Below are 25,872 nucleotides of genomic sequence, written 5' to 3' on the forward strand. Positions count from 1 at the left end.
TAAAATGAAAAGAGCTGTCCCAGTAGTTAGTTTATTTACCAACTACAGAGACAGCCCATGTCTTTCTATTTAAAAAAGACTAATCTTGGGAGATAAGTTTCTCTGGTTTTACTTCCGTTTTCTGATTGTATAATGGCAAAATGAAAAACATGCCGATAATAAATAAGACTGCGGCTACTTCAAAAGTAGCAACTAATGAGAATTTCTCTTTGACGATACCAGCCATACTCATTGTTAATACCATCGAACCAGTAAATAGAGGCATTAAGATTCCGTTGACCCTACCAATATATGCACCTTCCGTTTTTTGCAAAATCATCGTATTAATACCTATCTGAATACAAGGAAGCATTAACCCATTAACAAATTCAGCTGTTAACGTAAGCCAAAAATTTGTTGATAATCCCATGACCGCTAAACCTATCGCATTTACAAGCATCCCAAAGGTGATGAGTCGTTGAGGAGTTACTGTTTTAGCAAAAATCATGACAACGGCTCCACCTAATATCATGCCTATACCATTGACCATAAATAACCATTGAAGATTTTCCTTTGGTAAGCCGAGTTGTTCAGTTACAAGGAAAATCGACAGGGGATGGATAAAACCTAATCCAAGTCCTGCAGCTAAAAAACATAATCCTAACAAGCTTAATTCCTTTTTATTCAGAACATATTTAACACCACTCTTCATTTCTTGCCATAATGTTGTTGTTCCTTCTACCTCTGCTACTTTGTAATCTTTTGGAAGAAAAGCGAGTGCACCTGCTGAAAGTAAAAATGCCAATCCTGTTATCATAATTGATATCTCTATACCAAAGGATTGAAAAGTAAATGTCCCAATAACAGGTCCTAATACCATAAATACAGCAAATATTGTTTGATAAACCGACATCCCAGCTTGAACTTGGTCTTCTGGCAAATGTAATTTAAATAACTTCATTCCTGAGGGCTGTGAAAATTGTGATAGAATCGCTGAGATTAAAGTTACAAAAAACACAACTTGCCAAGTTCCGAATATAAGCGTTATTAAAACAGCAAATACAGAAATAGCACTTAAAATGTCGCACCACACCATTGTTTTTTTCGGGTTCCAGCGGTCTGCAAATGTACCGCCAATAAATGAAAAAATAAAAATAGGAGCGAACTCCGCTACCGAAATCATGGAAACTGCAAATGGATCACCATTTGTCTGCTCCATGACAAACAATAGTACCGCAAAATTCCTTACCCAAATTCCTATTTGTAAAAATAGACCCGAAACGATAATAGCTTGAAACACGCGGTTGCTAAACAATTTAGGTGATGTGTCCGATGAAATGTTATTTTCCAAAATAAAACCTCCTGTTAATGATCTGGACAGGAGGCAGTACAATACAATGTCAAAATGGCATAATATCCCTAATGGAAGGAACACAATGATCTTATTGGCTTGTATGTAATAATGTACAGGCTAATCCTATCCAGAAAAAAAGATCGTATGTCTAACGAATTTTTCTTAATAAATAGGATTAATTGATCATTGTTTCAAGGTCACCCTTCCATTTTTTTGTTACTTTTATAGTAATTGCTATACACCGATAAATCAAGACTTAGTTAAAAAATTTTAGCTTAAGGATGTATTTTATTTTACCTTTACCTCCATATTCTCAATAATTGATATCCACTATTGAGAATGCAGGTCGATTAAACATGCCGATTCCTAATGTCATTAAAAATGCCGTAAAAATTCTCAAAGGAAATTCAGATGTTAAATAAAAAGTAATCATTTTTTCTAGAAGTGATAATTATTTCTACCTTAATTTAACGTGAGTAAAAATGGAGTTTTGCATGCATTTCATAAATCTCACCTTATCATATATCTTTATGGGTAATATCCGTTATAATTTCACCTAGATTTGGAAGAGCACACCCTATTAATAAACATCACTCTTTCATCGGCTAAAGTTGAATTTTAATAATAATATTATTTATTCTAATCATTAGTATTTCAATTCCCTTCCATCTTTATATGATCGTCGATTAAGTATTTTTCTTTTAACAGATTGATAAACACTTCTAATGCTTTTGTTTTAAAAGATGTTCGCAATACAATTGAAAATTTTCTTTTAAACGGCGTGCCTTTTACTTGAACAACTTTTAATAGCCCCATAGATATTTCCTTTCGAATCGTTAAATGAGACAAGAGAGTAATACCTAGTCCTGATTCAACCGATTCTTTTATCAATTGGGTACTCCCGAATTCCATGATGTCATTAGGGGAAATCGACATGGAATGAAACACTTTTTCTACTGCTTCCCTCGTTCCAGATCCTATTTCGCGGACGATCCATCTTTCTTTTTCCAGTTCGGAAATTTCAGCCTCATTATCTCGTTGGGCCAAACGGTGATGAGAAGAAGCAACTACAAACATTCTATCTTCCGCAAATGCATCAATGGAAAGTTGTGCATTCTTGAAATCTCCTTCGATAATTCCAACATCCAGTTGGTTTCTAAGTACCAACTCCGCTATCTCCTTTGTATTGCCAATTGTAATACTAGGCTTTATGAGAGGATACTGTTCGTGCAATTTGGCAACAAAATGCGGAAGAACATATTCCCCAAAAGTATAGCTCGCACCAATTGATAGCTGCCCGCTTGCTAGATTGGACAAATCATCAATTAAATCTTGCATTTTCGAATAAAGGCCTAATATTTCCTTTGCATGATAATAGACAATTTCACCCGCTTTATTTAATCGAACATATTTATTACTGCGATCGAGTAGCTTTGCACCATAAGAACGTTCTAATAATTGGATGTACTGACTTACGGCTGGTTGAGTCATATGTAATTTCTCAGCAGCACGTGAAAAGTTACCATTTTCCACTACTGTTACAAATACGAGTAAGTGTTGGTCCATAATTCCCCTCCTACTATAAGTATTACTTATTATTTATATCATATATAATTATTTTTCTTATCATCATATTTGAATTATCTTAACAATGAGGTACATTTTTGGAGGTGAGGAATTGGAAACAGAAAGAGTAAAAGTACATGAACAAATGGAACCTAAACGAAAAGCTGCAGCCTTAATCTGGATTGGTGGAATTGCCTTCACCTTTTTTATCGCTTTCCTTGGCTTCTTATTAGCTAAAGTGCCAGGGTTTCAACAGGTTGGTCTGCTAGCATCTGCAATTGTGATTGCGGTTTTTTATCGGCAAGTATTTGGTTATCCAGAAGCAATCCGAGCTGGAATTGCGTTCTCATCAAAGAGGCTACTACGCTTAGCTATTATTTTGTACGGATTGAAATTAAATATCAATACGGTTTTACAAGATGGGATTGGACTGATAATCCGTGATGCTTGCGTTATTATTTTTGCAATCCTTTTAACAATATGGCTTGCCAAAGTATTTAAGGCTGATAAAAACATTTCTTTACTTTTAGGAGTTGGGACTGGCGTTTGCGGCGCGGCTGCCATCGCTGCGATTGCTCCTATTGTCAAATCAAAGGATGAAGATACAGCAATTGGAGTAGGAATTATTGCACTGGTTGGGACGATTTTTGCAATTGTTTACACCATACTCCGTCCAATTTTACCACTAACTGCTATTGAATATGGAATTTGGTCTGGTATTAGTTTACACGAAATCGCCCATGTTGCCTTAGCTACAGCACCTGGCGGGGAAGATGCGCTTGCTATCGGCTTACTAGCGAAATTAGGTCGTGTGTTCCTGCTCGTTCCGTTATGCTTTATATTCATGTATTTTATGAAACGAAAATATCCGGATCATAACTCACCAGAAAATAAAATTGAATTCCCATGGTTCTTAATCGGTTTCATCCTTATGAGTTTATTCGGTAGCTATGCCCTGGGTGGTTATATCCCTATTACTGAAGGAATTTTGAGTGGAATCTCTAATTTGACTACTTGGTGTTTAACCGCGGCCATGGTAGGTCTAGGCCTAAATGTGAGTCTTCGTGATCTTCGCACAAAAGCGTTAAGACCATTGATTGCCATGTTAATAACTTCAATTTGTCTTAGTCTTTTAGCATATTTCCTAATATGATACCAATATATCCTACATTAATGGGCCGTACCCTCCATTATAAGGCTTATAGAAGGAATCGATGAAACTTATAGGTGAATACGTGCCAAATCAAGTTTCGACTCATAGCCCGTTCGAGGTACTAAGCTGTGATACACTGTTACAAACTACGTCATGCGACAATCGAACTGGACTAACTTTTCGTGGGGATGATTGAATCCCCCACGAATGGAACGCTTATTGAATAGCCACTATCTAGTTAAACTGGAAGTAAGTTTCCAACAACATTACTGTTTACGACATTAATATAAGCTAAAGCACTTGATTTAATCACATCTGTATCTGTTGTTTTGGCGATGTATTTTTCTCCTTTATAATCCACTTGTAACTTAACTTTACCTAGCGCTTCTTTCCCTCGTGATACACTCCTAATTTTGTATTCTAATAATTTAATATCTAAATCAATGATTTCTTTAATCGATGAATATAATGCATCAATAGGTCCAGAACCAAAAGTGCTACTCATAAAAATTTGATTTCCCTTCTTAATTTTCACACTTGCCGATGGAAATATTGGATTACTAATTACTTGGAGGTCAATTAGTTCATAGAAATTGTCGCTATAATATTTGATATCCTAATTATTCATATCATGTTTTGAGTAATAGTTTTCGACTATGACATATAAATCAGGGTTAATTTCACATTTAGCATTCTTAAATAATCCTACTGCTATTTCTTCCCTTACAAATCCTCCGATAAAAGGATTATTATGTTTTTTACGACCAAAACTGAAAATTTCACTTAATTCAGCATCGAATGAGATTGTAACATAATTAAATGGCTGCGTTGTAAATAGTTTAATAAGCTTCGATAAATTCGTTCCTGTATCAGTAAATAGGAGATAAACCTTTCTATCATGTTAAATGCACCACAATTTACTATAGTTTCAAATTACCTTTTATCTTCCTTTTATATACCAAAATAGTTCATACCTAGCAGCCTTCAAAGCACAATAAAATCTGGTAAACTGCCCAAATTGTATGCGGCGAGGCAGTAATATTAACACGTATAAAAAAGTTATGAGTGAAATACTTGCAAGAATTGAGAATTTATAATAAAAATAGCGACCATTTTCAACATTCGGTTATGCTAAGAAAATATGTGTATTTTCAGTTTTAACCTTGTCAAAAAATTATTTTTTAAGAATTTTGTTTTACAACAAATGAATGACGACCGTATTTCCTTTTAAGCTCCCCATTGATTTAAGTATCACTTTATCAAATGTAAAATAGATTTTTTTTCCACCAATAAAACAATTAAGCTAGGTCAAGCTATAAAGGTATTTCAATTTGAATAGGAGAGGATTAGAATGAGCCCAAATAATCAACCAATTGATGTGAATCAACTAAACCAAGCTAAAGCAAATGTTACTCTTACTCAAACATTATTAAGTCAAGCAATCGAAAAGTCTGCTTCAGATCCAACCTTAGCTGAGGAAGCAATCAAACAAGCTGCGAATGAAATCGCTCAAGCCCAAACAGCTGTTAGTCAAGTTCATAGTGCATTAATCACACAAAAATCAGAATAAAGTAATATCTCAGTTGTCCTAATTCCGAATGGCTTAAACCCGACATCTACATTTTCAAGTTTATTGATCGTGTTAGTAATAGGCGTAGATTGTGATATCCTAACCATTTTGGGACAACATTATTTTGATTTCGAAGGCTTTTGGTCCTAGCAAGTATAAAGCATTATCAAAAAATGAGATGAATGTATTATGTTTACAATAATGGTGCGCCAATAGTTGTTTGTTTAAAAACTTATTCTGGCTGATTCAACGTATCATGTTTAAAAAAAGTGAAACTTACACCAGTGGGGGTTCTACGTCCCCCACTGATTGTTAGTCCTAATCTACTTTCGCTTAGATTAATCGACAGAAGTACGAACTAGAGTTACTAAGGTTCAATGAATCACAGCCTAAGTGCGCCGCGTCCTTTAGTCTTTCGTCTGTGTGACCCACATCCTGTGAGCGCAAACTTTACCTCTGAGTAGTAACTCTTGGAAAGTTTCACTGTATCTCACCAATATAACCTTTCCTACTGAATAAAAAATGCAAATATTAATAATTAACACACCTTACATATAACACCATTAACGATACAAGAAAGAGGAAATTCTAAACATGACCTCGAAAAGTAATTTCAACTAAGCTCTAAGTCTTAGTTTTCATGTCCCTGTTACATAATAATCAAACTTCAATCAGTGGGGTTTTAATGGCGTAATACGTGAGGTAAAAGAATAAAAACATCTCCTGTATTTTGGAGATGTTTCTGGTTACATATTTAATTAAGTGAAGCATTTCGATTCTTCCACAATTATTGATCTTGCAATATTGTAATTGCTATAAATCAATGGGATAAGAATCATCATCAGGGGACGCTTTGTCGACTAGTTGATGGCTTATCCATCATGCATTCATACTTTGTAATTATTTCATTACATTTCTTCTTTAAAATTGAGATTTTCTAGTTATACCCTCGTTCACCAAATGGCTGAAGGTCATTTAACCACTTCTCTTCAAGCTTTTTCAACTCTTTTTTCACATCAAAATAGCCCTCTTTTTTCTTTTTTAGAATTTCTAAAACTTCAAAATTAAAAGCATTTTTCCCGAAATGATTCCAGTCTTCCTGAAGCATTTTATTTTTATGTCCACCTGTTTCTAGCATGAATTTTGTTCCATTTAATGTCTTCAAGTTGGGAGTACTTCCAATAAAAATCCTTTCGTTCATAATGTTTTTTATCTGATAGACTCCTGCTTCTATCGCTGTTTCTTTATAAATCTGTTTTAGTTCTTTTCTACGTTCCATATTTGCAACCTACTCTCCAACATTATTTTTTCAACCAATAAAGGCTCCCATCGGCTTTTCGATCTAAAAAGCCATATTCAATTAAATATCTTCTTAACAAAACATAGTCGTGATAAACATCCTTCAGAAGTTGATTTATTTCCTTTTCTTCATAAAGATGTTCATCTACAAAACGTGCAGTTAGCGCCCGAAGTACAATAAGTCTCTGCTTTTCCTTCGGTGGGAAGGATTTCAAGGGGCCTTTAATCCCTTCAGGAAAATACTTATTTAAGATTTTCTTATTCTCTTCTTCAGTTATGTTGTAGCGGTCATCGACCATCCTTGCTGTACTATGATAGTCAATAAAAGCAGGAGCATGATCGTCTCTCTCCTTTAATAATTCCATCATTGTCAAAAAGATCTTAGCCTGACGCTCTTTCTCTTTTAATACAAAGCGATGGTTCCTAATCGTAGAAGCACTTCCAATCCCCATTTCTTTTTGTACTTCTGTATCGCTTTTCCCTTCATAAAAAAGACGGAGAAGTCGGTTTTGGTGATCCGTTAGCCCAGTAAGCTTTTTATCCAGATTAATCATGTATTCAAACACTGACTGATGAGTGTTCTCAATATGATGGCGCATAAACCTTTCAGCTTCGTAAAAAACACCATTATCTTGGTAGACAATTCCTTTTTCAACCGTTTTTCCGCATAGAAGGCATATATAATTAGTCGTTTCTTCGATATATCCATGTTTAAGTTCTGTTAGCGAAGCATTCCAAAATAAATCAGACAGTTGCATTTAAATAGTCACTTCCTCAATCATTTTATTAATTAATAAACATTTTATTAATTTGTTTGTTTAATGTCAAACATTTTTAATAAAAGTTTGTTTATTTTAATGACAATCAAATTGATATGGCAGAACCAACCTACGATTTTAGATTTGGACTATCCCCTTTAGTAACTATTCGCTCAAACGTGTAAATCAAACGATTGGTGTTTATGAAAGGCTGTTTTTGCATAATTTGTTGCTTTTCATTTATTTGTACACTACTACTCTGGGTTGATTCCCGTTACAGGTACTCGCATTCTGGGAGCAGTCTCAGGAGCCTCTTCAGTGCTTTGCACTTGAGGATTTTCCCTCAAAACGCTTCTCTAAGAAGGGGTTTCGCATCTTCCACTACAATCAAATCTTTACGAAAAGGGCCTTATGAAAAAATAGCATCTTTAAATAAGATTAGAAGTATAGTGAAATATTATCATTTTATTCTGTACTAATTTCATGAAGTAACTGTTACATTTTAGTTTTATAATCTGTATTATTAAATAGTACAAACAGAATGAAACAGTTGATAAATCTTACTATTTTTACATGTTCTTAATACTTTATCAATAAAGTAAACTAAATAAGACACCAATAAAATGTGAATGGCATCTTTTTTGTTTGAATTTAGTTAACATAATATTTTTATAGGTAATTATTTTTTCATTCAAAATGGAAGCAAAAAAATACTGCCCTCCCATTTAAGGAAGAGCAGCATTTTTATTTCAGTCTTGTTATTACACTGTCTATAACAACACGCCACATGTCTGGATCTGTCGTAACTCTTTCTTTAAATTGAGCAAATACTTCTTGTTGTTTGTCTTTGAAATTTGCAGCTTCTTTATCAGGAAGTTGGACCAACAATGATTGTAAAAACTCCTGAACTTTTTCTGCCCGAGGTCCCCATACTTTTTGCTCATTTCCAGCTTCATCAATAAAGATAAAAATTGGAATAGAGCGTGCTGTTCCGTTCGTTAAATATTGATCCATCAATTCTAAATTTTCATCTCGAATTAAAAACTTCAATTCCATACTACTTTTTTCAGCGATTCGTTGAATAATCGGAACACAGAATGACGCGTCGCCACACCAATCAGCGGTAAGTACGATACCTCTCCACTTCTTATTAGCTAAATCTGAAAAAAATTGTAAATCTCCATTAGAAAATGCCACATTTTCATAAACACGAGACAGTTCATCACGATTTACTTCCATGCTCTTTCTATATTCTTCAAACGTCATTCCTTTTTCAAACCATGTACTCAATGACAACATCATCACTTCTTTCATATTGGTAATATCTCCATAATAAAAGATTTGCAATAATTTTGGAAGAAATTAATCTCGATTTCGACATGGTCTGTAGTCCTTGTTCCTTTTATAACTATTTCACTGCTCCTTCATATTTCTACCAAAAAAGATTTCATCCATTTCTCGCTTAAGTCTCCTCGTGATTTCTTCGACTTCGCTTTGTGAAATTTTATCTTTTGTATAGCCGAATAAATAATTATTTAGGTCAAATTCTCTTAATTTGCATTTTGTGTGGAAAATATTTTCTTGATACACATTGACATCAATCATGTCATATTGTTCTTTCACATTTTCAGGAATGTAATTTTGAATGGAGTTAATGTCTTGATCTATGAATAGTTTATGACCAAACTTGTCGCGTGTGAAGCCACGGACACGGAAATCCATAGTCATAATGTCGGTGTCGAATGAATGGATTAAATAATTTAATGCTTTGAGCGGAGAAATTTCACCACAAGTTGAAACATCAATATCTGCTCTAAATGTACTAATCCCTTCATCTGGATGATATTCGGGGTATGTATGCACGGTTATATGACTTTTATCAAGGTGCATAACCAGTGCCTCTGGCAAAGGACCCGGAGACTTCTCTAGAGATTCTGAAGGCGCAATAATTGGCCCTTCTGACACTAGCATTGTAACACTTGCTCCTTGTGGAAAATAATCTTGTCTGGCCACATTTAATACATGTGCACCTATCATATCTGAAACCGCTTCTAAAATGGCCGTTAACCGTTCAGCATTATATTGTTCATCGATATATTCCAAATATGCCTCGCGCTCTTCTTTCGTTTTTGTATAGCAAACATCATACATATTAAAGCTAAGCGATTTTGTTAAGTTATTAAAGCCATGCAGTTCGACACGCTGTTCTGGTGTAAGCTTCATTTATGATTCCCCCTATTGAAAAGTCAGTTATCTATTATCATTACCCAACCTCTTCGATAAAAAACGAGAAATTGAAGCAGATAGACAGATTAATCAAGCAGGTCATAACTGAATATTAATTAGAGGTAATAGGAGAAGTCGTTAATAAATCAGAGGCTTTCTCATAACGAAAGGGTCTGGCTCCGCAACGATTATATACAGACTATAGTATGTATTTGACTACTATAGTCTATATATAAAGTGCGAGGTCTGACCCTTTTGGGACACCCAATGGTTTTTACTTAAGGCTGTTTTCACATACTTTGTTGCTTTTCAATCATTTTTACACTAATAACCCGGGTTGATTTCCGTTGCAGGTACTCGCTTTCCGCGGGCGGTCTCAGAAGCCTCCTCAGTGCTTTGCACTTGCAGGGTCTCCCTCAACACGCTTTTCCCGCAGGAGTCTCGCACCTTCCACTACAATCAACATCTGTTCGAATTGGTTTCTTGCTAAAACCAACAATCTTTACGAAAAGAGCCTTACTTTATTAGCTTCCACTGATGCTGTCTTTCTACCGATTTTTCTTTCCCTTTATGTAGTAATTTAATCGTATAGGCCTTTAATTCAGGTAGTTCAGTTCCTTCTTTTGCTTCAAAAATTTGTGCTCTTTTGATTTTGCCTCCACCTTGCCCAACCTCTACATAATTCCCAGAAAACGGTGCTGTTAGATTAGATTTTACAAATGTACTCATTACGAACCTCCTTGTATTTGGTAAATATAGTACAATCATACATAATCAGGATAGCTTAATGCAAGTCATAAGAAAGAGAATTCTCTTTTTAAATTTTGAAAACTTTGATTACTTAACGTGTACAAAAGATTTTACAAAGCTATTTTTCCTATTCCCTGCCCATTTGCTACCAACATATAACTTAGAATTATTACGAATGTAATCCGGTTTCATTTATTTACTAAAATAGAGTTATTATAAAAAGCTGTTTTAGTATATTGTTGCTTTTAAATTATATTTACACTACTATCCTGGGTTGACTTCCGTTAAAAGTTCTCGCTATCCACAGGCGGACTCAAAAGCATCCTTAGAGCCTTGATTTGCGGGGGGTCCCTCAACACTCCCTTACACAGGAGTCTTACATATCAACTAAAATCAACAGCTGCTCGAATTTGTTACTTGTGAAAAACAACAATCTTTACGAAAAGATCCTTATATTAATAATTTAAACCTACATCAATTCGTAGCTTTTATACAATAAGATGGTTTATACTATACGTACACGTCATACCTGATCAGGAGGATTTTTACATGATAGACAATAATCAAGATAGCACAGAAGAAACACCAAAAAAGAAAATGAGCCTTCAAGACGCTATCAAGCAACAGCTAGAGGCTAAAAAAAATCAAGGTACTAAAGGTCAAACAAATAAGAATGGGTTGCAGTCAGGTCAAAAGATGAAGAGCCAGCAAACGAAAAAAGTTAGCAATACCCGCAGAAAAATGGGTGTGTGATGAACGGTCAAACTAGAAAAGATATAACACCTGGCGCTGCCGTTGAAATAGTTCTAAAAGCGGACCAACGTACCGGAAAATTAACAAGTGGAATTGTAAAGGATATTTTAACTAAATCAAGTTCTCATCCACATGGAATAAAAGTAAGATTAACCGACGGACAAATTGGCAGAGTGAAAAATATCCGTTCATGATTCTTATAAAAAAGCATCGAGAAATATTCTCTGATGCTTTTTACTTCTTTTCAAAACTTGTTAGGAAGATACCACCAGCAACTTCAATAATATTTACTTCTACAAAGCCCAGTGACAAATATAGATTTTTTGCTGGATAGTTTTTCTCACCAGTCATCACCGTTATTTTTTTTGAACCTTTGATTGCATGTAAAACATAGTGAACAAGTTTTTTGCTATTCCTTTCCTGAAAAAGCTAGGATGAACAACCATACGGCAAATATTGATATTTTTATCTATTTCTTCTAAGGATATAAACCCAACAAGTTGATTTTCAATGAAATAACCGAAAAATTGCTCTTCACTAGCCTGTATCGTCTCTACAGTATCTTTGAGAGGAGGTATTTCATAAAAATTAATTAACTGTGCTTCAATTTGATAAGCTGGTAGTTGGATCTGTAATACTTCACGTGCTGTTTTCTTTAGTTTTACATTTATTGCCTTGATCAAAATAAATCCCCTTAACTAAATTACTTTTTTTGGGTGTTCCAATGATTTATCGTCTATAAAAAACAAATATACTTGTGACATTAATCATTCACCTATTTCCTATAGCCTCTCTTTTTATTCTTAAACCAATACGGAAGGGCTGTCACTTAACGAAAGGATCAGACCCCGCTACAGCTAAATTCAGATTATAATTCGTATTTTACGACAATTTACTGTGTTAAAAGTACGAGATAAGACATTTGGGGACACCCTTTATGGCGATTAGTCCAGATTAATCGAATTCCCTTCTTCTACCACGTGGAATAAAAGATGTCCCAAGTGATGAATAGGTCCATACGAATCATCTTCTTCATCATCCTCTGGGAAGTCATCAACTCCTTGTAAATAAAGTGTCATAAACTCATAAAAGTCTTTTATTGCAAAAGCATAACATGCTTGTGGATCATCATTGTCTTCTTCATATTGAAGCATCAAATAGTTAAGATCCCCATCTTTGTCTTGTCCATCAAAAAATACGAAAAATCCGACATTCGTATCAAGTTCAAATAATCGTCGTGTTCCCCCAATAGTTGCTTGTTCGAATTCCTGCTCCGTCAGTTTTTGGACAAGCATTGTATCTACATCGTCTTCTTTGTGAAATGTTACAGTAAATGATTTCATCATATCCTCCTTTAATTTGGTGACTGTGTTAGTACTATAACCGATTATTGGAGATTATATAAAATCTATTTCCAGATAAATCGGGCAATGGTCACTTCCAAGAACGTGAGGATGAATGCCAGCATCCTTTAAATTGGAATCAAGACGTTTTGAGGCAAGGAAATAGTCAATCCGCCAGCCAATGTTTCGTTCCCTCACTTTACTCATATAGGACCACCAAGTGTAAGCCCCTTCCATGTCTGGGTGAAAATAACGAAATGTGTCAATAAATCCCGTTTTAAGCAATTCTGTCATTTTCTCACGCTCTTCAACAGTAAATCCAGAATTGCCAATATTTGATTTTGCATTTCGTATATCAATCTCCTGGTGAGCAACGTTTAAATCACCGCAAAATAAAACAGGCTTCTTCTGATCGAGTTCAGTTAAATAGGCTCGAATTTCATCTTCCCATTCTAGTCGATATTCAAGTCTCGTTAAATCACGTTTCGCATTTGGCACATACACATTTACAAGATAAAAATCCTCGAACTCTAACGTAATAATACGTCCTTCAGCTTCTTCTTCTCGCTCTCCGACACCATATGAAACAGATAATGGTTTTTGTTTTGTAAAAATAGCCGTTCCTGAGTAGCCTTTTTTCAATGCATAATTCCAATATTGATTGTAGCCATTAAGCTCCAATTCAATTTGCCCTTCTTGCAGCTTTGTTTCCTGTAGACAGAAGATATCTGCGTCTACTTCGTGAAAATAATCAAGAAAACCTTTCTTAACACAGGCTCGAATTCCGTTTACATTCCAAGAAACTAATTTCATTTTTCTACTCTCCCCAATACTTTTGCTAATCATCTTTTTCTACTATACATTGTTCATACTCTTATTCCTATTAAAGAACATCTGAAAACAAACGGCTGAATGCTTCCTTCGTTTTCACAACAAATCCGCGTTTACGATAAGAGTCCATTTCTACCTTATCACTATCTAGTATATCTCCTTTATAGTCCTCCACAAGCTCATTAATAGATTGTGTTCCGAGTAAAAAAACATTTACTTCGAAATTCAAATGAAAACTGCGTTTGTCCATATTAGCTGTTCCTATCGTCGCCATATCATGATCTACAATAATTACTTTCTGATGTAAAAATCCCTTTTTATACAAAAATATCTCAACATTGCATTCCAAGAGTTCATTGAAATAGGAACGACTTGCATATTGAGTCAGAAATCCATCATTTATTTCTGGAATCATTAACCGGACTTGAACCCCTTTTAGTGCAGCAGATTTCATGGCTGCACGAATTGCCTCATCAGGAACGAAATAAGGAGTTGCAATCCATATCGATTTCGTAGCACACGAAATAAGCGAATAATAAAAATCACTCATGATGCCTTGCTGAGTATCTGGCCCGCTTGCTACAATCTGAACCGCACCGTCACCTCTGTTAGTTCGCTTCATTTTTGCTCTTTCACTAAGCACCTGTTCCCCGCTTACATACTCCCAATCCATTAAGAATACCGTATGTAACGTATAAACAGCTTCACCTTCTATTTTAAGATGAGTATCTCTCCAGAAGCCAATTTTTTTATTTCTTCCTAAATACTCTTCTCCAACATTCAACCCACCGACGAAACCTGTGTGTCCATCAATTACAATGATTTTCCTATGATTTCTAAAATTGAATTTTTGATTAAAAAAACCACTTTTCAATGGTGAGAATGGTTGTACCTTCACCCCTGCTAAAACCAATTTCTTAATATCGGACTTAGCTAAGCTAAAGCTACCAGCAGCATCAAAAATGAATAAAACTTCCACTCCTTCTTTAGCCTTCTCTATTAAAATATGTATGATCTCTTTTCCAAGCCTATCTGATCTGAAAATATAATATTCAATATGAATAAACTGCTTTGCTTCTTTTAGGTTCTTTATAATTTCACTAAATGTTTCTTTCCCATTTTTTAAAACATACGTATTTGAGTTCGTGCTAAATGTAGTTTGTGATGCATTTCTTGCAAACGTTGAAAATACTCTTTGATGGTCGTTTAGAAAGGATAAATTAGGTGAAGTCGCTTCATTAACTAATCTCTTCCATTCTTCGCGATTTTGCTGGCGTTTCGTCCTAAACAAATAACCCTTTAAGTAAAGCTGTCCTGAATATAGATAAAACATATAGCCAAACAAAGGTATAAACAGCAATACATACATCCAAAGCAGAGTGTGGTGTGAAGAACGGTATTCTAACATCAAGGAATACATTGTAATTAGAATAATTAATACATATAACCCAATCGAAAAAAGTTTCAAGTTTAAACTAAAGTTACTGAAAAGAACAATATAAACGGCACACATTAAGACAAATAAAAATACAAACTCTATGCTCCGTCTTTTCATAAGGCTCATCCTCATCTAAATAAATTATTCTCTCTCTTCTTTATACCCGATTATTAGAATAAAGAAAACCTTGTAAGCATATTGAAAGAACATATTAAGTGAAACTTCAAATACTGGGTGTTTTCTTCATCCCCCTTCTACGATTCTTCGATTCCTCTTGGTATTAAATTACAGGTATTGACTTTCTGTTAATGTGGATAAATAAATGATTGACCAAAAACAATTGTTGAATGAACATTTTATAACAAATCAATATTCGCTTTGAAAAACAAAACATTGGCTCCCATCTTTTAAATTATGATTATATAAGAAAAAAATAAAAGGTAAAAAGCACTCCCAAATTTTCATGGAAGTGCTCCTTATTTAACCCCACATTAACGGGCAGTAAAAGCCCGATTGGTGAGATTCAGTTAAATCTTACCTTTGTGGTCTTCAATGGTTTAGTTGAATCACACAAGGATGTAAGTCACACAGACGAAAGACTATATGACCGGGCGTACTTAGTCTTTGTTTCATTGAAATCGTGTTCGTAAATGTCGCTTTACCAAAACAAAAACTAGAAAGGGACTAACAATCAGTGGAGGATGAAACCCCCACTGATTGAAGTTTCACTTTATACTAACATTTCATATAGTTCTTTGTATTCCTTAGAAGACGTATCCCAGCTATAATCAATATTCATCGCTCGTTCAACAAGTTGTTTCCATTTCTTCGGTTGATAGCGATATAACCAAACCGCCCTTTCAATCGTGTATAACATATCATGAGCATTGAAATTCGAGAAGCTGAATCCATTCCCTTGATCGTTCAACTCATTATAAGGAACGACAGTATCTTTTAGACCTCCAGTTTCTCTTACCAGTGGAAGTGTACCATAGCGCAGTGCAAGCAGCTGCCCGATCCCACAAGGCTCAAACTGGGAAGGCATCAAGAAAAGGTCAGAACCCGCATAGATTTTTCTTGATAATCCTTCATCAAAATAAATCTGTGCTGAAACTTGTTCAGGGTAGCGATGTGCTAAATCTTTAAAGGCCCATTCATAATGTTCCTCGCCTGTTCCAAGTACGATTATCTGAACATTTTGCTTGAGAATATCTTCTACAACATGAAGAACTAATTCGATCCCTTTTTGATCAACTAGCCTTGTTACCATTGAAATGACTGGAATACTTTCATTCACTGGAAGACCTAATTGTTCTTGGAGCAGTCGTTTGTTCTCCATTTTTCCTTCATATGATTTATAGCCTGTGTAAAGAGCTTGATCTAGTGCTGGGTTATATGAGTCAAGATCAATTCCATTGATAATTCCACGTAGATTTTCACTTCGCTTTCGCAAGAATCCATCTAAGTTTTCTCCATAATACGACATTTGAATTTCATTTGCATAAGTCGGACTAACGGTCGTCAAATAATCTGCATATGCCAGACCTGCTTTCATATAGCTAACGCTTCCTTGAAATTCCAGACCGTCCATATGGAAATATAACTCACTTAAATCAAGTAGCTCTGCTAAAACACTCTTAGAAAATACTCCTTGATATCGTAGATTATGGATCGTGAAGATAGTCTTGATCTCCTGGTAAAATGGATGATTACGATAATGTGCCTTTAATAAAACAGGGATAGGGCCTGTCTGCCAATCATGGCAATGGATAATATCAGGTTTGCAGTCAAGATGAGGAATTGCTTCAAGCACTGCCCTCGAAAAAAAGGCGAACCGTTCCCCATCATCGTAATAGCCATAACTTCCATGCCGTTTGAAGTAGTATTCGTTATCTAGAAAATAGATGTTGATCCCTTCATGCACTAGTCTTTCGATTCCACAATATTGTTCTCTCCAGCCGACAGGTACATCAATGATTTTAATGAGTTCTAATTGATTCTTATATTCTTCTGCAAGGTCACTGTATTTAGGTAAAACAACCGTCACACTGACACCTTGTTGTTGCAAAGCTTTTGGCAATGCACCGATTACATCTCCTAGACCTCCAGTTTTGATGAATGGCGCACACTCGGATGCTGCATATAAAATATTCATTTCAAATCCCCCGTCACACTACATCTGCTTTTTTTACGATACGTGGTATAGAATCACCTATGACAACTTGTTCTGATGTAATTTTTACTTGTTTATCCGTTATCACATTTTCGACATACGTTCCTTCATTGATTTCTCCTTTTTGCATGATGATACTATTTTTTACAACGGCTCCTTTTCGAATTTTCACGCCACGGAATATAATACTGTTTTCAACCGTACCTTCAATGTCACAGCCATTCGCAACTAAAGAATTTGATACTTTAGAAGAAATAGAATATTTCACAGGTGCTTCGTGCTTGATCTTTGTATAAATATCCCATGTATCATAAAAGAAGGCTTGTGCGAGCTCCGGATTTAGGAAATCCATATTGCTTTTATAGTAGCTAGAAATAGAATGAATGAATGGAAAATATCCTTTATAATGATAGCTATTTACTTTTAAATGGTGTAAATTTGCCTTTACGCCATCTTTTAAGAAATCATATTCGCCATTTTCACAGCAAGTTTTTATGATCTCGATGAGCAAGTCCTTTTTAATGACAAAAGTCTCAAGACCTACAGATTCCCCCTGTTCAGGAGATGTATAGAGTTCGATATTCTTGACCCTTCCATCATTCTGAATCGAATATTTATGATAAATGGGCTTGTCTACAGGTTCGCCATCAAAATCTTTATAGATAACGGTAATATCCGCGCAACTTTCTTTATGATATTCAACAATTTCTTGAAAATCCATTTTACAGACATGATGGCCAGGTGAGATAACAACCGTATCTTCAGGAGAACGGAGAAAAAACTCGATGTGATCGTGAAATTGCTGTAAATCTCCTTTTATAAGTTCATCCGGATGAGTAGGAGGCAGTATGAACAAGCCTCCATTACGTCTATCTAAATCCCATTCCTTCCCTGAGCCAAGATGATCCATAATTGACCGGTATTTTTCTTTCGTAAACACTGCAACTTTGGTTATATCTGCATGAATAAAATTCGACATAATAAAATCAATAAGCCGGTATCTTCCACCAAATGGTACTGCTGAAAGACAGCGATGTGATGTTAATTCTTTTAAATATTGTTTTTCGTTTACGAGATTAATAACTCCAATTACATTATCCAAATACAGCGACTCCCCTATATGCATATTCTTATTTAATCCTACTTTTCTCGTTAGTTGCAACGTATGAAATATTCTCGGCATCTCCAATGACAGTAATTTCAGCAGCAGGTGAACTTGACCCAATTTCTGCACCATCTTCAATACAGATGTCACTCGCAATGATTGCATTATTAATCGTAACATTGTTTCCGATTTTCACATTAGGCATAATAACTGAGTCTTTTATTGATGTATTTTTCCCTACATGAACATTGTATGAAAGAACAGAATGATTAATTGTACCGTGAACGATACAGCCTTCATTTACTAGAGATTGTGTGATATTAGCTTCAGATGAAATATATTGTGGCGCATGATTTGCGTTACCAGCATAGAACTTCCAATGCGGATCATTTAAATCAAAACCAGGTATATCATTTAATAGATCCATATGAGCTTCCCATAAACTTTCGACTGTCCCTACGTCCTTCCAATAGCCTTCGAATCGATATGCATATAAATTCTTACCGTCTCCTAGAATTTTTGGGATAATATCCTTACCAAAATCTTTTGTGGAAAATGGATCGTGCTCATCCTCGATTAGATACTGTTTCAATAGTTTCCAGTCAAATAAATAAACGCCCATTGATGCTAAATTGCTTTTTGGATCCGCGGGTTTTTCTTCAAACTCAGAGATCTTATCTTCATCGTCTGTATTCATAAGGCCGAATCGACTTGCTTCTGACCAAGGTACTTCTATGACCGCTATAGTTGCTTGGGCATTCTTTTCAACATGGTATTTAAACATCTTGCTATAGTCCATTTTGTAAATATGATCTCCAGATAATACAAGTACATATTCTGGGTCATAATGGTCAATATATTGAATGTTTTGATAGACTGCATTCGCTGTACCCGCGTACCACTCCCCGCCATCTTTTCCTTGATATGGTGGAAGAACGGAAACTCCGCCAAAATTCCGGTCCAAATCCCATGGTCTACCATTACCAACATAATGATTCAAGACAAGTGGTTGATATTGAGTTAACACACCAACTGTATCAATTCCAGAATGAGTACAGTTACTTAAGGGGAAATCAATGATACGGTATTTTCCGCCAAACGGAACAGCCGGTTTTGCAAGTCCAGTCGTTAATTCACCAAGCCTTGATCCTTGCCCTCCTGCTAATAACATTGCGATCCATTTTTTAGATTTCATTATGAATTACTCTCCCCTGCCGCTTTTTAGTTTGTTTCATGAAGATTGCTATGCCAAGTGGCGGAACTTTAATGTTCATGCTGTATGGCTGGTTATGGTGAGGCTGTTTGTCTACTGTAATTACTTTCTCATTAAGTTGGCCTGAACCACCAAAGATTTCCTCATCGCTATTTAATACCTCGATGTATTTTCCAGTAGATGGTACTCCAATTCGATAATCATGATAAACAGCTGTTGAAAAATTGCAGACAATAATGCAATAGTCTCCTTTCCGTTTTCCATGCCTCATGAAGGTAATGACACTTTGATCACGATTATCAGCGTCAATCCATTCAAATCCATCCTGCTCATGATCTAATCTCCATAAGCTGGATGTATTTTTATAAAAATGCTGAATCGTTTTAATATAACGATTCAGATTAGCATGTGACTCATAATCGAGTAGAAGCCAGTCTAACTCTTCTAACTCTTTCCATTCAGCAAATTGGCCAAATTCTGCCCCCATGAATACAAGTTTTTTACCCGGATGTGTCATTAAATAGCCATAAAGCAGCCGATAATTAGCAAATTTCTGCCAATAATCGCCTGGCATTTTATTCAATAAAGACAGTTTCCCATGAACTACATCGTCATGTGAAAAAGGAAGTATAAAATTTTCAGAAAACGCATAAAAAAAAGAAAATGTCAAAAGATTATGATGATATGGTCTTTCAGAAGGATGGAGCTTCATATATTTTAGAAGATCATTAGCCCATCCCATATTCCATTTGTAATTAAAGCCTAATCCGCCAATGGAAGTTGGTGCACTTACTAACGGATGATCTGTCGCCTCCTCTGCCATCATTAAAACTCCAGGGTATTTGGCAAATACGGCTTCATTCATTTTTTTCAAAAATGATATGGCTTCAACATTCTCCTCTCCGCCAAATTGGTTCGTTAACTTCTCTGATTGAGGATTATCGTGATTCAGATAAATCATTGAGGAAACCGCATCTGCACGGAAACCATCTATATGATAAATCTCCATCCAAAACAATATGTTAGAGATTAGAAAACTATGAATCTCCGGTTTGCTAAAATCAAAACTATAGGTTCCCCAGAGAGGACGATCTGCTTTCCGTGAATCATGAGGTTCATAAAGTGGCGTTCCATCAAAACGGCCTAATCCATGTTCATCTCTGCAAAAATGTGCCGGCACCCAATCAAGGATAACTCCTATCTCTTTTTGATGACATTGGTCAACGAAATACATAAAATCTTCTGGACTTCCATGTCTGCTTGTTATTGAATAAAATCCAGTAAGCTGATAGCCCCAAGATAAATCTAATGGATGTTCCATTACTGGCATTACTTCAATATGTGTGAATCCATGTTCGACCACATAGTCGATAAGCTCATCTGCAAGTTCTCGATAGGAGTACAGATCTCCATTTTCTTTCTTTTTCCAAGATGCCATATGTAATTCGTACACAAGAAGCGGTTTATGGTAAGATTTTTCTTTGTCTCGCTTGATTAGCCACTTTTTATCCTTCCATTGATATTGGTCCAAACGCTTTACTACAGATGCTGTGTTTGGCCGTAATTCAGAGAAAAACGCGTAGGGATCTGCTTTTAATTTTCTCTCCCCATTTACGGTTTCAATCTCATACTTATATATTTCTCCTTCTTCGAGACCAGGGATGAAAGAAACCCAAATTCCAGAATGTTTCACTTGCAGCATTTGGTTTTCGTTCCCATTCCAGTTATTAAAATTTCCAACAACTGCTACTCGTTTTGCATGCGGAGCCCAAACGGAAAAGCGAACACCATCAATCCCTTTATATGTACTGACATGAGCACCTAACATCTTATAACTTTCAAATAGAGTTCCTTCGTGAAATAAATGTAATTCTAATTCACTAGGAGCTATATCTGTATTCTGACTCGCTATGCTATTCACTTGATCCACCTCCAATTTTAAAAAATGGTTACTAAACATGCTTCTTGTAATTAATTAGATTCGCTATTTATAACTTTATTCCTTTAGCGAAACTTGTTTTTTATTGTCGTTTAATGGGAAATTTACAAAAAAATTAATATTTTACAAACTGAGGGATATTTTTACATAAGAGAAAACGTTTTCAAGTTCCAGGGATAAACTTCCTTTTTATTCATGTTATTGGAATTTTTTATTATATTATCGTTTGGATTTTTATATTTATTTTAAATTTATATATTATTATTGAATAATTACGTTTCTATTTTTTATAAAATATTTATACATAAAAAAACGAGACTGTTTGAGCAGCCTCATTTCAAAAAATCTATGTCGCTTTTTCATCACTGACTTTTCCAATGCGGTCAATGAATAGATATGATAACGCAACTGACCAGGCTAGCGGCGTATTACCATTTGGGATGTTTGTTCCGCCGATATACAACTCAGGCACTTCCCAATTTTCTGGAATAATCGCTTCTGTTTTTCCTAAATAACCAATTGCTTTGTTAAATAGACCTAATTCTAAATAACAAAGGCCGAGCCACGGGAGTCCAAAACACCATTCAGCCTCACTGCCCTGATTATAATACTGATCATTTTCGTAACGAATTACGCCATATTTTCGTTCCAATTTGGTAGATACATTTTCTACAACTTTCAATGCGGTTTTACGATCCAATATACGATAAGGGTAGACAAGTGAAAGCAACGCAAGATCCGTGTCCTTTGATTCACTTTCTCTTGGAAGTAGGAATCTTAATGTTTCTTCACCTTTTTTAATCGATTCTTCTTTCACATTCACGAGCATTTTCACTGCGTTTAATCCTGCTACACATGCTCCGATACTTGATGTGTGCAGCTCCATATTTTCTTCCCACATTCCATTGTCTTTTGCTTGCCAGTATTGAAGACAGTCTAGGTAATCAACAAGCTTTTGAACAATTTCTAAATCTTTTTCATCACGAATCACTTTTTGTCCTAAACGATACCCTTCCCCTACTCCCCATAAGAATGCACCAATGGCATCATTTTGTGCATGACCCCATTCTACAGGTATTTCTTTTAAATCGGTTGAATAGCGCGAGTGAATATACTCAAACAAATATACAGGTCGCTTTTGTCGATGGATATCAATTTTCCACTCGTATGTTTTAAATAGATCGAATAAGGCATGATATGCTTTTTCATAACGTTCTGATGGTTTTTGCATAAAAGGAAGAACCGTATAAACAATATCCCGAATCCAAACAAAACTATAATCTTGCGACAAACTTGCCGTATAAGCTCCATTCGATAAACGCATCCGATCTAGAACTTTAATGGCTTCATTTGTATTCATTTAATAACACCCCCATAGCTATTTGCTTTCTTCACCATTGTTGACAGAGATTCAATTTCTAAACATATCAAGAAAAAGATTCTCGACAAGCACCGAAAGATAACGCTTACAATTATTGTTACTTATAATCTATGTTGAAATATATGATTTGATTATCAACATCTAAAATTCAGCATCTGCCTACGTAATTAATATTGTTCGTTGGTGATCTTAGCATATTTTATATCGTACTTCCTGACTAAATATATAAAATTCAAAATAGAGGTGTCCGATTAGGTTCTTAACTCGCACTTTATATCAGTATGTAGTGTCTCATACAATTATATTATACTGTATTTAGTTGTTAAGGGGGCGCCCCTATGCTTTTGGGACGCCTCCTTCCATCCAACCAATTATAGTAAATATCGAAAAATCATTAATGTCGATACGCCTACTAGTACTGTACCGAGTAAACTCTTTGTGTAAATAGCTACTAATAACGTTGGAATAGCAGTTATTATGCTTAAGCTGTTTGCTTGAAGTGAAATTTTATTATCATGTAAGAGTAATTCCGATGCCAATAGAGCTGCCATTACAGCAACCGGTACGTGTTTGAGCCAATTTATTCCCCATTCTGGTATTTCAAGTTTACTGAGAACAACTAATGGTAAAACTCTAGGTATAAATGTAACAATGGCAGATCCAATAATAACGCTAATAATATACCAATTTATTTCCACTTCGAAATCACCAACCCGATTGTAGCTGAAAGAATCGTCGCCAGAATGACCCCAGCACTCCCTGGTACGAAAAAGCTTGCCACTATAACGATGATACTTGAGCTTACTGCAACGATTATATCTGTGAAGTATTTTTTCTGGCTAAGAATTTGTAAAACAAGCAAGCCGATAAACATCGCAGGTAAAGCGAAATCAAGTCCAAATCGTTCGGGATCTGGTATCCACTGGCCGAAAATTCCTCCAGCAATTGTAGCGAGTACCCAATTTAAATAGGCGGCGATATTTAAGCCGAGCATCCATTTATAATCTAATTGTTTTTTAGACTGGGCATGCGTAATAGCTACTCCGAATGTTTCATCGGTTAATAATGCACCCGTGATAAGATTTTTCGATGTCGTATTATTTCTAAAGTATGGAGCAATTGCTGCACTCAACAGAAGATGTCGACTATTGATGAAGAAAATGGTGACGATAATCGCAGATACAGGATGACTTGCTGCAATCATTCCCGCAGCAATAAATTGACCAGAGCCGGCATAAAGAAGCAGGCTCATTAGTGCAATTTCAAACATGTTCAAGCCCGCAGTCTTCTCAACAACTCCTGCTGCAAATCCAATACTAAGATAGCCTAATAATGTAGGTATGCAATCTTTAACACCTTGCCAAAAGCTATCATCTGCTTCCACTACGTTTTTGTTCAAATCAGTACTTAGTTCCCTCATATGTTATACCCCTGTTCTGCGTGGCTTTGTTCAATGTTCAACAATTATCATTTTTTGTATGAAGGACATGGGGACGGTGCTACGCGACTTACTCTTCTAGCCAAATCTACTTTGCAGATATACATGCTTTATTAAGAGAGTATTTCATAATCCTTGCTCCGCACCGCCACCATAGTGATTAAGCGAGTGTTGTGTGCTAATGGATCCTTCATGGTAAATGGTGGCGCTTTATTGCCATCTTCGTTGTGTTTCCTCAATAATAGAAGGTAGCTCGCTGTATATGTTTATAACTTCTTCTATTTTCATTCTGACCAATCCACTAGAAGAAGGAGCCACAAATTCAATCGTTTCTGGAATTACCCTTTCGTCTTGTACACCCCAGAATATATTTTTTTTCTGGCTGTATTGCTGATACACTCCCTTGCCTACAAAACAAACTACCTTTGGCTTGAAAGTTTTAATTTTTTGCTTCAATTCTTTCCTGCCTTGTATGTATTCTTCTTTCGTAATTTCATCTGCCGCTTTAGTGGGGCGTGAAACAATATTCGTAAATCCATATCCTAACTCTAGTAGTGTGTGATCTTCTATAGGTTGATATTTTCTTGGCGTTAATCCCGCTTCATGAATAATGCGCCAAAAGCGATTGTTCGGATTTGCATAATGATGACCGGTTTCTCCAGAGCGGACGCTAGGGTTAAAGCCGACAAAAAGCAAGTCCAAATCTTCCTTAATATGATCTAAGATGCCTTCCATTGTGCTCCCTCTTCTCATATATATTTTCTATTTTACATCTACTTAAAGAATTTTCTACCTTTATTTATCATTATTGTCCGTGCGAATTACTTCCGGTTAAAGCGGTATAAATGAAAGGTCAGACCTCGCGACTACAATATCCAGTTCACATTTAGTACCACATGAACCGTGTATAATGCGCGCGGTCAGGCTCTCATTGTTTTCTTAATCCATCCATTATAAATTGAATTAAATTTTCAATTTCAGCCTCTTCATTTATATCGCAATTATCTAATTGTAATACAAACCGCGATACGAAATAACCTCCAATCAAAGTAAAAATCATTCTTTGAATCGTATGGCTTGGGATATCGATCAGCTCACCACGATCTTTATACGTATTAATCACTTTTGTGATTCGATGTAAAATGTTGTCAGCAAAAAAAGGTAGCAACTCTTTTCTTAATTCGTCATTATATAAAAGTTCTTTAACAACTATTTGAAATATTTCTCTATTTTCATTTATAAAATGAAGCCGATTTTTTAGTAAGGCTCTCAAAAAATCCTCAAAACACCCCACATTTTTTGACATAATTTCAGTGAAAACTTCTTCAGCCATCGTAGGGATAGAATCTTTTATAAACGGAAGAATAACTGATAGTAATAAATTATCTTTCGTACCATAATGACGAAAAATGGTTCCTTCGGCAACCATCGCAGCTTTTGCTATTTCACTTGTTGAAGTATTTGCGTATCCTTTTTCGGCAAATAATTTAATAGCCGTTTCGACTATTTTTTGTTGCTTATCCGTTTGTTTCTTTGTTAATTTTGTTTGAGCTATGATTGCATCTAATAGTTTGTCATCAGACAAAGAAGACCACTTCCTTTA

26 protein-coding genes are annotated in these 25,872 nt (G+C 35.5%); 5 read left to right on the top strand and 21 right to left on the bottom strand.

The annotated features are described in order from the left end of the window. Window positions 1-79: 79 nt before the first annotated feature. Window positions 80-1,330: an MFS transporter gene (locus tag V179_RS0109795; protein WP_028391279.1), complete on the bottom strand. Its 1,251-nt coding sequence runs from the start codon at window positions 1,328-1,330 to the stop codon at window positions 80-82. A gap of 323 nt (window positions 1,331-1,653) precedes the next feature. On the opposite strand from V179_RS0109795, the gene V179_RS32430 reads away from it, so the two are divergent. Continuing rightward, a complete protein-coding gene (locus V179_RS32430; protein WP_152534720.1) occupies window positions 1,654-1,755 on the top strand; it encodes a phage holin family protein in 102 nt (33 codons plus the stop codon). Window positions 1,756-1,987: 232 nt separating this feature from the next. Here V179_RS32430 and V179_RS0109800 read toward each other — a convergent pair whose 3' ends face one another. Further along, window positions 1,988-2,899 carry a LysR family transcriptional regulator gene (locus V179_RS0109800; RefSeq protein ID WP_028391280.1) on the bottom strand — a complete coding sequence of 304 codons (912 nt, stop codon included), beginning with the start codon at window positions 2,897-2,899 and terminating at the stop codon, window positions 1,988-1,990. Between the two features lie 145 nt (window positions 2,900-3,044). Between V179_RS0109800 and V179_RS0109805 the strand changes: the two genes are divergently transcribed. Continuing rightward, complete coding sequence (locus V179_RS0109805) at window positions 3,045-4,052, top strand: YeiH family protein (RefSeq protein WP_034301500.1); 1,008 nt, start codon at window positions 3,045-3,047, stop codon at window positions 4,050-4,052. A gap of 238 nt (window positions 4,053-4,290) precedes the next feature. Here the strand turns inward: V179_RS0109805 and V179_RS0109810 are convergent, their stop codons facing one another. After that, window positions 4,291-4,665, bottom strand: a complete 375-nt coding sequence (locus V179_RS0109810; RefSeq protein ID WP_268745204.1) for an alpha-isopropylmalate synthase regulatory domain-containing protein — start codon at window positions 4,663-4,665, stop codon at window positions 4,291-4,293. Between the two features lie 738 nt (window positions 4,666-5,403). Here V179_RS0109810 and V179_RS0109815 point away from each other — a divergent pair. Continuing rightward, window positions 5,404-5,622, top strand: a complete 219-nt coding sequence (locus tag V179_RS0109815) for a hypothetical protein (RefSeq protein WP_034300987.1) — start codon at window positions 5,404-5,406, stop codon at window positions 5,620-5,622. Between the two features lie 937 nt (window positions 5,623-6,559). Here the strand turns inward: V179_RS0109815 and V179_RS0109820 are convergent. The 5 genes from V179_RS0109820 to V179_RS0109840 all read right to left on the bottom strand — a co-directional run bounded on the left by V179_RS0109820 (window position 6,560) and on the right by V179_RS0109840 (window position 10,634). After that, window positions 6,560-6,901: a GIY-YIG nuclease family protein gene (locus V179_RS0109820; protein ID WP_028391284.1), complete on the bottom strand. Its 342-nt coding sequence runs from the start codon at window positions 6,899-6,901 to the stop codon at window positions 6,560-6,562. Window positions 6,902-6,923: 22 nt separating this feature from the next. After that, window positions 6,924-7,679, bottom strand: coding sequence for a DUF2087 domain-containing protein (locus V179_RS0109825; RefSeq protein ID WP_028391285.1), 756 nt, complete (start codon window positions 7,677-7,679; stop codon window positions 6,924-6,926). A gap of 744 nt (window positions 7,680-8,423) precedes the next feature. Beyond that, window positions 8,424-8,993 carry a thioredoxin family protein gene (locus V179_RS0109830; protein WP_051404911.1) on the bottom strand — a complete coding sequence of 190 codons (570 nt, stop codon included), beginning with the start codon at window positions 8,991-8,993 and terminating at the stop codon, window positions 8,424-8,426. A gap of 99 nt (window positions 8,994-9,092) precedes the next feature. Next, window positions 9,093-9,902 carry an adenosylmethionine decarboxylase gene (gene speD, locus V179_RS0109835; RefSeq protein WP_028391287.1) on the bottom strand — a complete coding sequence of 270 codons (810 nt, stop codon included), beginning with the start codon at window positions 9,900-9,902 and terminating at the stop codon, window positions 9,093-9,095. A gap of 519 nt (window positions 9,903-10,421) precedes the next feature. Then, window positions 10,422-10,634: a hypothetical protein gene (locus V179_RS0109840; protein ID WP_028391288.1), complete on the bottom strand. Its 213-nt coding sequence runs from the start codon at window positions 10,632-10,634 to the stop codon at window positions 10,422-10,424. Between the two features lie 570 nt (window positions 10,635-11,204). On the opposite strand from V179_RS0109840, the gene V179_RS0109845 reads away from it, so the two are divergent. Together V179_RS0109845 and V179_RS0109850 are read left to right on the top strand one after the other, a co-directional pair. Then, entirely contained in the window at window positions 11,205-11,408 is a 204-nt protein-coding gene (locus tag V179_RS0109845) for a hypothetical protein (protein WP_028391289.1), read from the top strand. Beyond that, complete coding sequence (locus V179_RS0109850; protein WP_028391290.1) at window positions 11,408-11,602, top strand: YwbE family protein; 195 nt, start codon at window positions 11,408-11,410, stop codon at window positions 11,600-11,602. Before V179_RS0109845 ends, V179_RS0109850 begins: the two co-directional genes overlap by 1 nt. Before the next feature lie 162 nt (window positions 11,603-11,764). Here the strand turns inward: V179_RS0109850 and V179_RS27710 are convergent, their stop codons facing one another. From V179_RS27710 to V179_RS0109915, 13 genes are all read right to left on the bottom strand, one after another. After that, on the bottom strand, window positions 11,765-12,091 hold the full coding sequence (locus V179_RS27710; protein ID WP_235179015.1) for a GNAT family N-acetyltransferase: 327 nt from the start codon (window positions 12,089-12,091) through the stop codon (window positions 11,765-11,767). A gap of 261 nt (window positions 12,092-12,352) precedes the next feature. Further along, window positions 12,353-12,751 carry a hypothetical protein gene (locus tag V179_RS0109860; RefSeq protein WP_028391291.1) on the bottom strand — a complete coding sequence of 133 codons (399 nt, stop codon included), beginning with the start codon at window positions 12,749-12,751 and terminating at the stop codon, window positions 12,353-12,355. A gap of 54 nt (window positions 12,752-12,805) precedes the next feature. Continuing rightward, on the bottom strand, window positions 12,806-13,564 hold the full coding sequence (locus V179_RS0109865) for an exodeoxyribonuclease III (protein ID WP_028391292.1): 759 nt from the start codon (window positions 13,562-13,564) through the stop codon (window positions 12,806-12,808). 70 nt (window positions 13,565-13,634) lie between these two features. Then, entirely contained in the window at window positions 13,635-15,137 is a 1,503-nt protein-coding gene (cls, locus tag V179_RS0109870) for a cardiolipin synthase (RefSeq protein ID WP_028391293.1), read from the bottom strand. Window positions 15,138-15,750: 613 nt separating this feature from the next. Beyond that, complete coding sequence (gene glgA, locus V179_RS0109875; protein ID WP_028391294.1) at window positions 15,751-17,175, bottom strand: glycogen synthase GlgA; 1,425 nt, start codon at window positions 17,173-17,175, stop codon at window positions 15,751-15,753. Window positions 17,176-17,188: 13 nt separating this feature from the next. Next, window positions 17,189-18,295, bottom strand: a complete 1,107-nt coding sequence (gene glgD / locus V179_RS0109880) for a glucose-1-phosphate adenylyltransferase subunit GlgD (protein WP_028391295.1) — start codon at window positions 18,293-18,295, stop codon at window positions 17,189-17,191. A gap of 28 nt (window positions 18,296-18,323) precedes the next feature. After that, window positions 18,324-19,493: a glucose-1-phosphate adenylyltransferase gene (locus tag V179_RS0109885; RefSeq protein ID WP_028391296.1), complete on the bottom strand. Its 1,170-nt coding sequence runs from the start codon at window positions 19,491-19,493 to the stop codon at window positions 18,324-18,326. Beyond that, window positions 19,483-21,432 carry a 1,4-alpha-glucan branching protein GlgB gene (gene glgB, locus V179_RS0109890; RefSeq protein ID WP_028391297.1) on the bottom strand — a complete coding sequence of 650 codons (1,950 nt, stop codon included), beginning with the start codon at window positions 21,430-21,432 and terminating at the stop codon, window positions 19,483-19,485. The genes V179_RS0109885 and glgB overlap by 11 nt, the downstream gene beginning before the upstream one ends. A gap of 364 nt (window positions 21,433-21,796) precedes the next feature. Next, window positions 21,797-22,810 carry a glycoside hydrolase family 15 protein gene (locus V179_RS0109895; RefSeq protein ID WP_028391298.1) on the bottom strand — a complete coding sequence of 338 codons (1,014 nt, stop codon included), beginning with the start codon at window positions 22,808-22,810 and terminating at the stop codon, window positions 21,797-21,799. 392 nt (window positions 22,811-23,202) lie between these two features. Then, window positions 23,203-23,529 carry an AzlD domain-containing protein gene (locus V179_RS0109900; protein WP_028391299.1) on the bottom strand — a complete coding sequence of 109 codons (327 nt, stop codon included), beginning with the start codon at window positions 23,527-23,529 and terminating at the stop codon, window positions 23,203-23,205. Further along, window positions 23,520-24,251 (bottom strand): AzlC family ABC transporter permease, encoded by a 732-nt coding sequence (locus V179_RS0109905; protein WP_028391300.1) that lies wholly within the window; start codon window positions 24,249-24,251, stop codon window positions 23,520-23,522. Before V179_RS0109905 ends, V179_RS0109900 begins: the two co-directional genes overlap by 10 nt. A 228-nt stretch (window positions 24,252-24,479) precedes the next feature. Continuing rightward, complete coding sequence (locus V179_RS0109910; RefSeq protein ID WP_028391301.1) at window positions 24,480-25,004, bottom strand: mismatch-specific DNA-glycosylase; 525 nt, start codon at window positions 25,002-25,004, stop codon at window positions 24,480-24,482. 193 nt (window positions 25,005-25,197) lie between these two features. Further along, a complete protein-coding gene (locus V179_RS0109915; protein ID WP_028391302.1) occupies window positions 25,198-25,854 on the bottom strand; it encodes a TetR/AcrR family transcriptional regulator in 657 nt (218 codons plus the stop codon). Window positions 25,855-25,872: the final 18 nt, after the last annotated feature.

The organism is Bacillus cihuensis (assembly GCF_000504145.1).
GTDB classification, from domain to species: domain Bacteria; phylum Bacillota; class Bacilli; order Bacillales; family DSM-1321; genus Peribacillus; species Peribacillus huizhouensis.

Coding starts and splice junctions, on each gene's coding strand:
- V179_RS0109830 (WP_051404911.1), bottom strand. CDS start 8,993: ATGAAAGAAGTGATGATGTTGTCATTGAGTACATGGTTTGAAAAAGGA.
- V179_RS0109815 (WP_034300987.1), top strand. CDS start 5,404: ATGAGCCCAAATAATCAACCAATTGATGTGAATCAACTAAACCAAGCT.
- V179_RS0109885 (WP_028391296.1), bottom strand. CDS start 19,493: ATGAAATCTAAAAAATGGATCGCAATGTTATTAGCAGGAGGGCAAGGA.
- V179_RS0109825 (WP_028391285.1), bottom strand. CDS start 7,679: ATGCAACTGTCTGATTTATTTTGGAATGCTTCGCTAACAGAACTTAAA.
- glgA (WP_028391294.1), bottom strand. CDS start 17,175: ATGAATATTTTATATGCAGCATCCGAGTGTGCGCCATTCATCAAAACT.
- V179_RS0109800 (WP_028391280.1), bottom strand. CDS start 2,899: ATGGACCAACACTTACTCGTATTTGTAACAGTAGTGGAAAATGGTAAC.
- V179_RS0109895 (WP_028391298.1), bottom strand. CDS start 22,810: ATGAATACAAATGAAGCCATTAAAGTTCTAGATCGGATGCGTTTATCG.
- V179_RS0109910 (WP_028391301.1), bottom strand. CDS start 25,004: ATGGAAGGCATCTTAGATCATATTAAGGAAGATTTGGACTTGCTTTTT.
- V179_RS0109905 (WP_028391300.1), bottom strand. CDS start 24,251: ATGAGGGAACTAAGTACTGATTTGAACAAAAACGTAGTGGAAGCAGAT.
- speD (WP_028391287.1), bottom strand. CDS start 9,902: ATGAAGCTTACACCAGAACAGCGTGTCGAACTGCATGGCTTTAATAAC.
- V179_RS0109850 (WP_028391290.1), top strand. CDS start 11,408: ATGAACGGTCAAACTAGAAAAGATATAACACCTGGCGCTGCCGTTGAA.
- V179_RS0109820 (WP_028391284.1), bottom strand. CDS start 6,901: ATGGAACGTAGAAAAGAACTAAAACAGATTTATAAAGAAACAGCGATA.
- V179_RS0109845 (WP_028391289.1), top strand. CDS start 11,205: ATGATAGACAATAATCAAGATAGCACAGAAGAAACACCAAAAAAGAAA.
- V179_RS0109805 (WP_034301500.1), top strand. CDS start 3,045: ATGGAACCTAAACGAAAAGCTGCAGCCTTAATCTGGATTGGTGGAATT.
- V179_RS0109865 (WP_028391292.1), bottom strand. CDS start 13,564: ATGAAATTAGTTTCTTGGAATGTAAACGGAATTCGAGCCTGTGTTAAG.
- cls (WP_028391293.1), bottom strand. CDS start 15,137: ATGAAAAGACGGAGCATAGAGTTTGTATTTTTATTTGTCTTAATGTGT.
- V179_RS0109840 (WP_028391288.1), bottom strand. CDS start 10,634: ATGAGTACATTTGTAAAATCTAATCTAACAGCACCGTTTTCTGGGAAT.
- V179_RS0109860 (WP_028391291.1), bottom strand. CDS start 12,751: ATGAAATCATTTACTGTAACATTTCACAAAGAAGACGATGTAGATACA.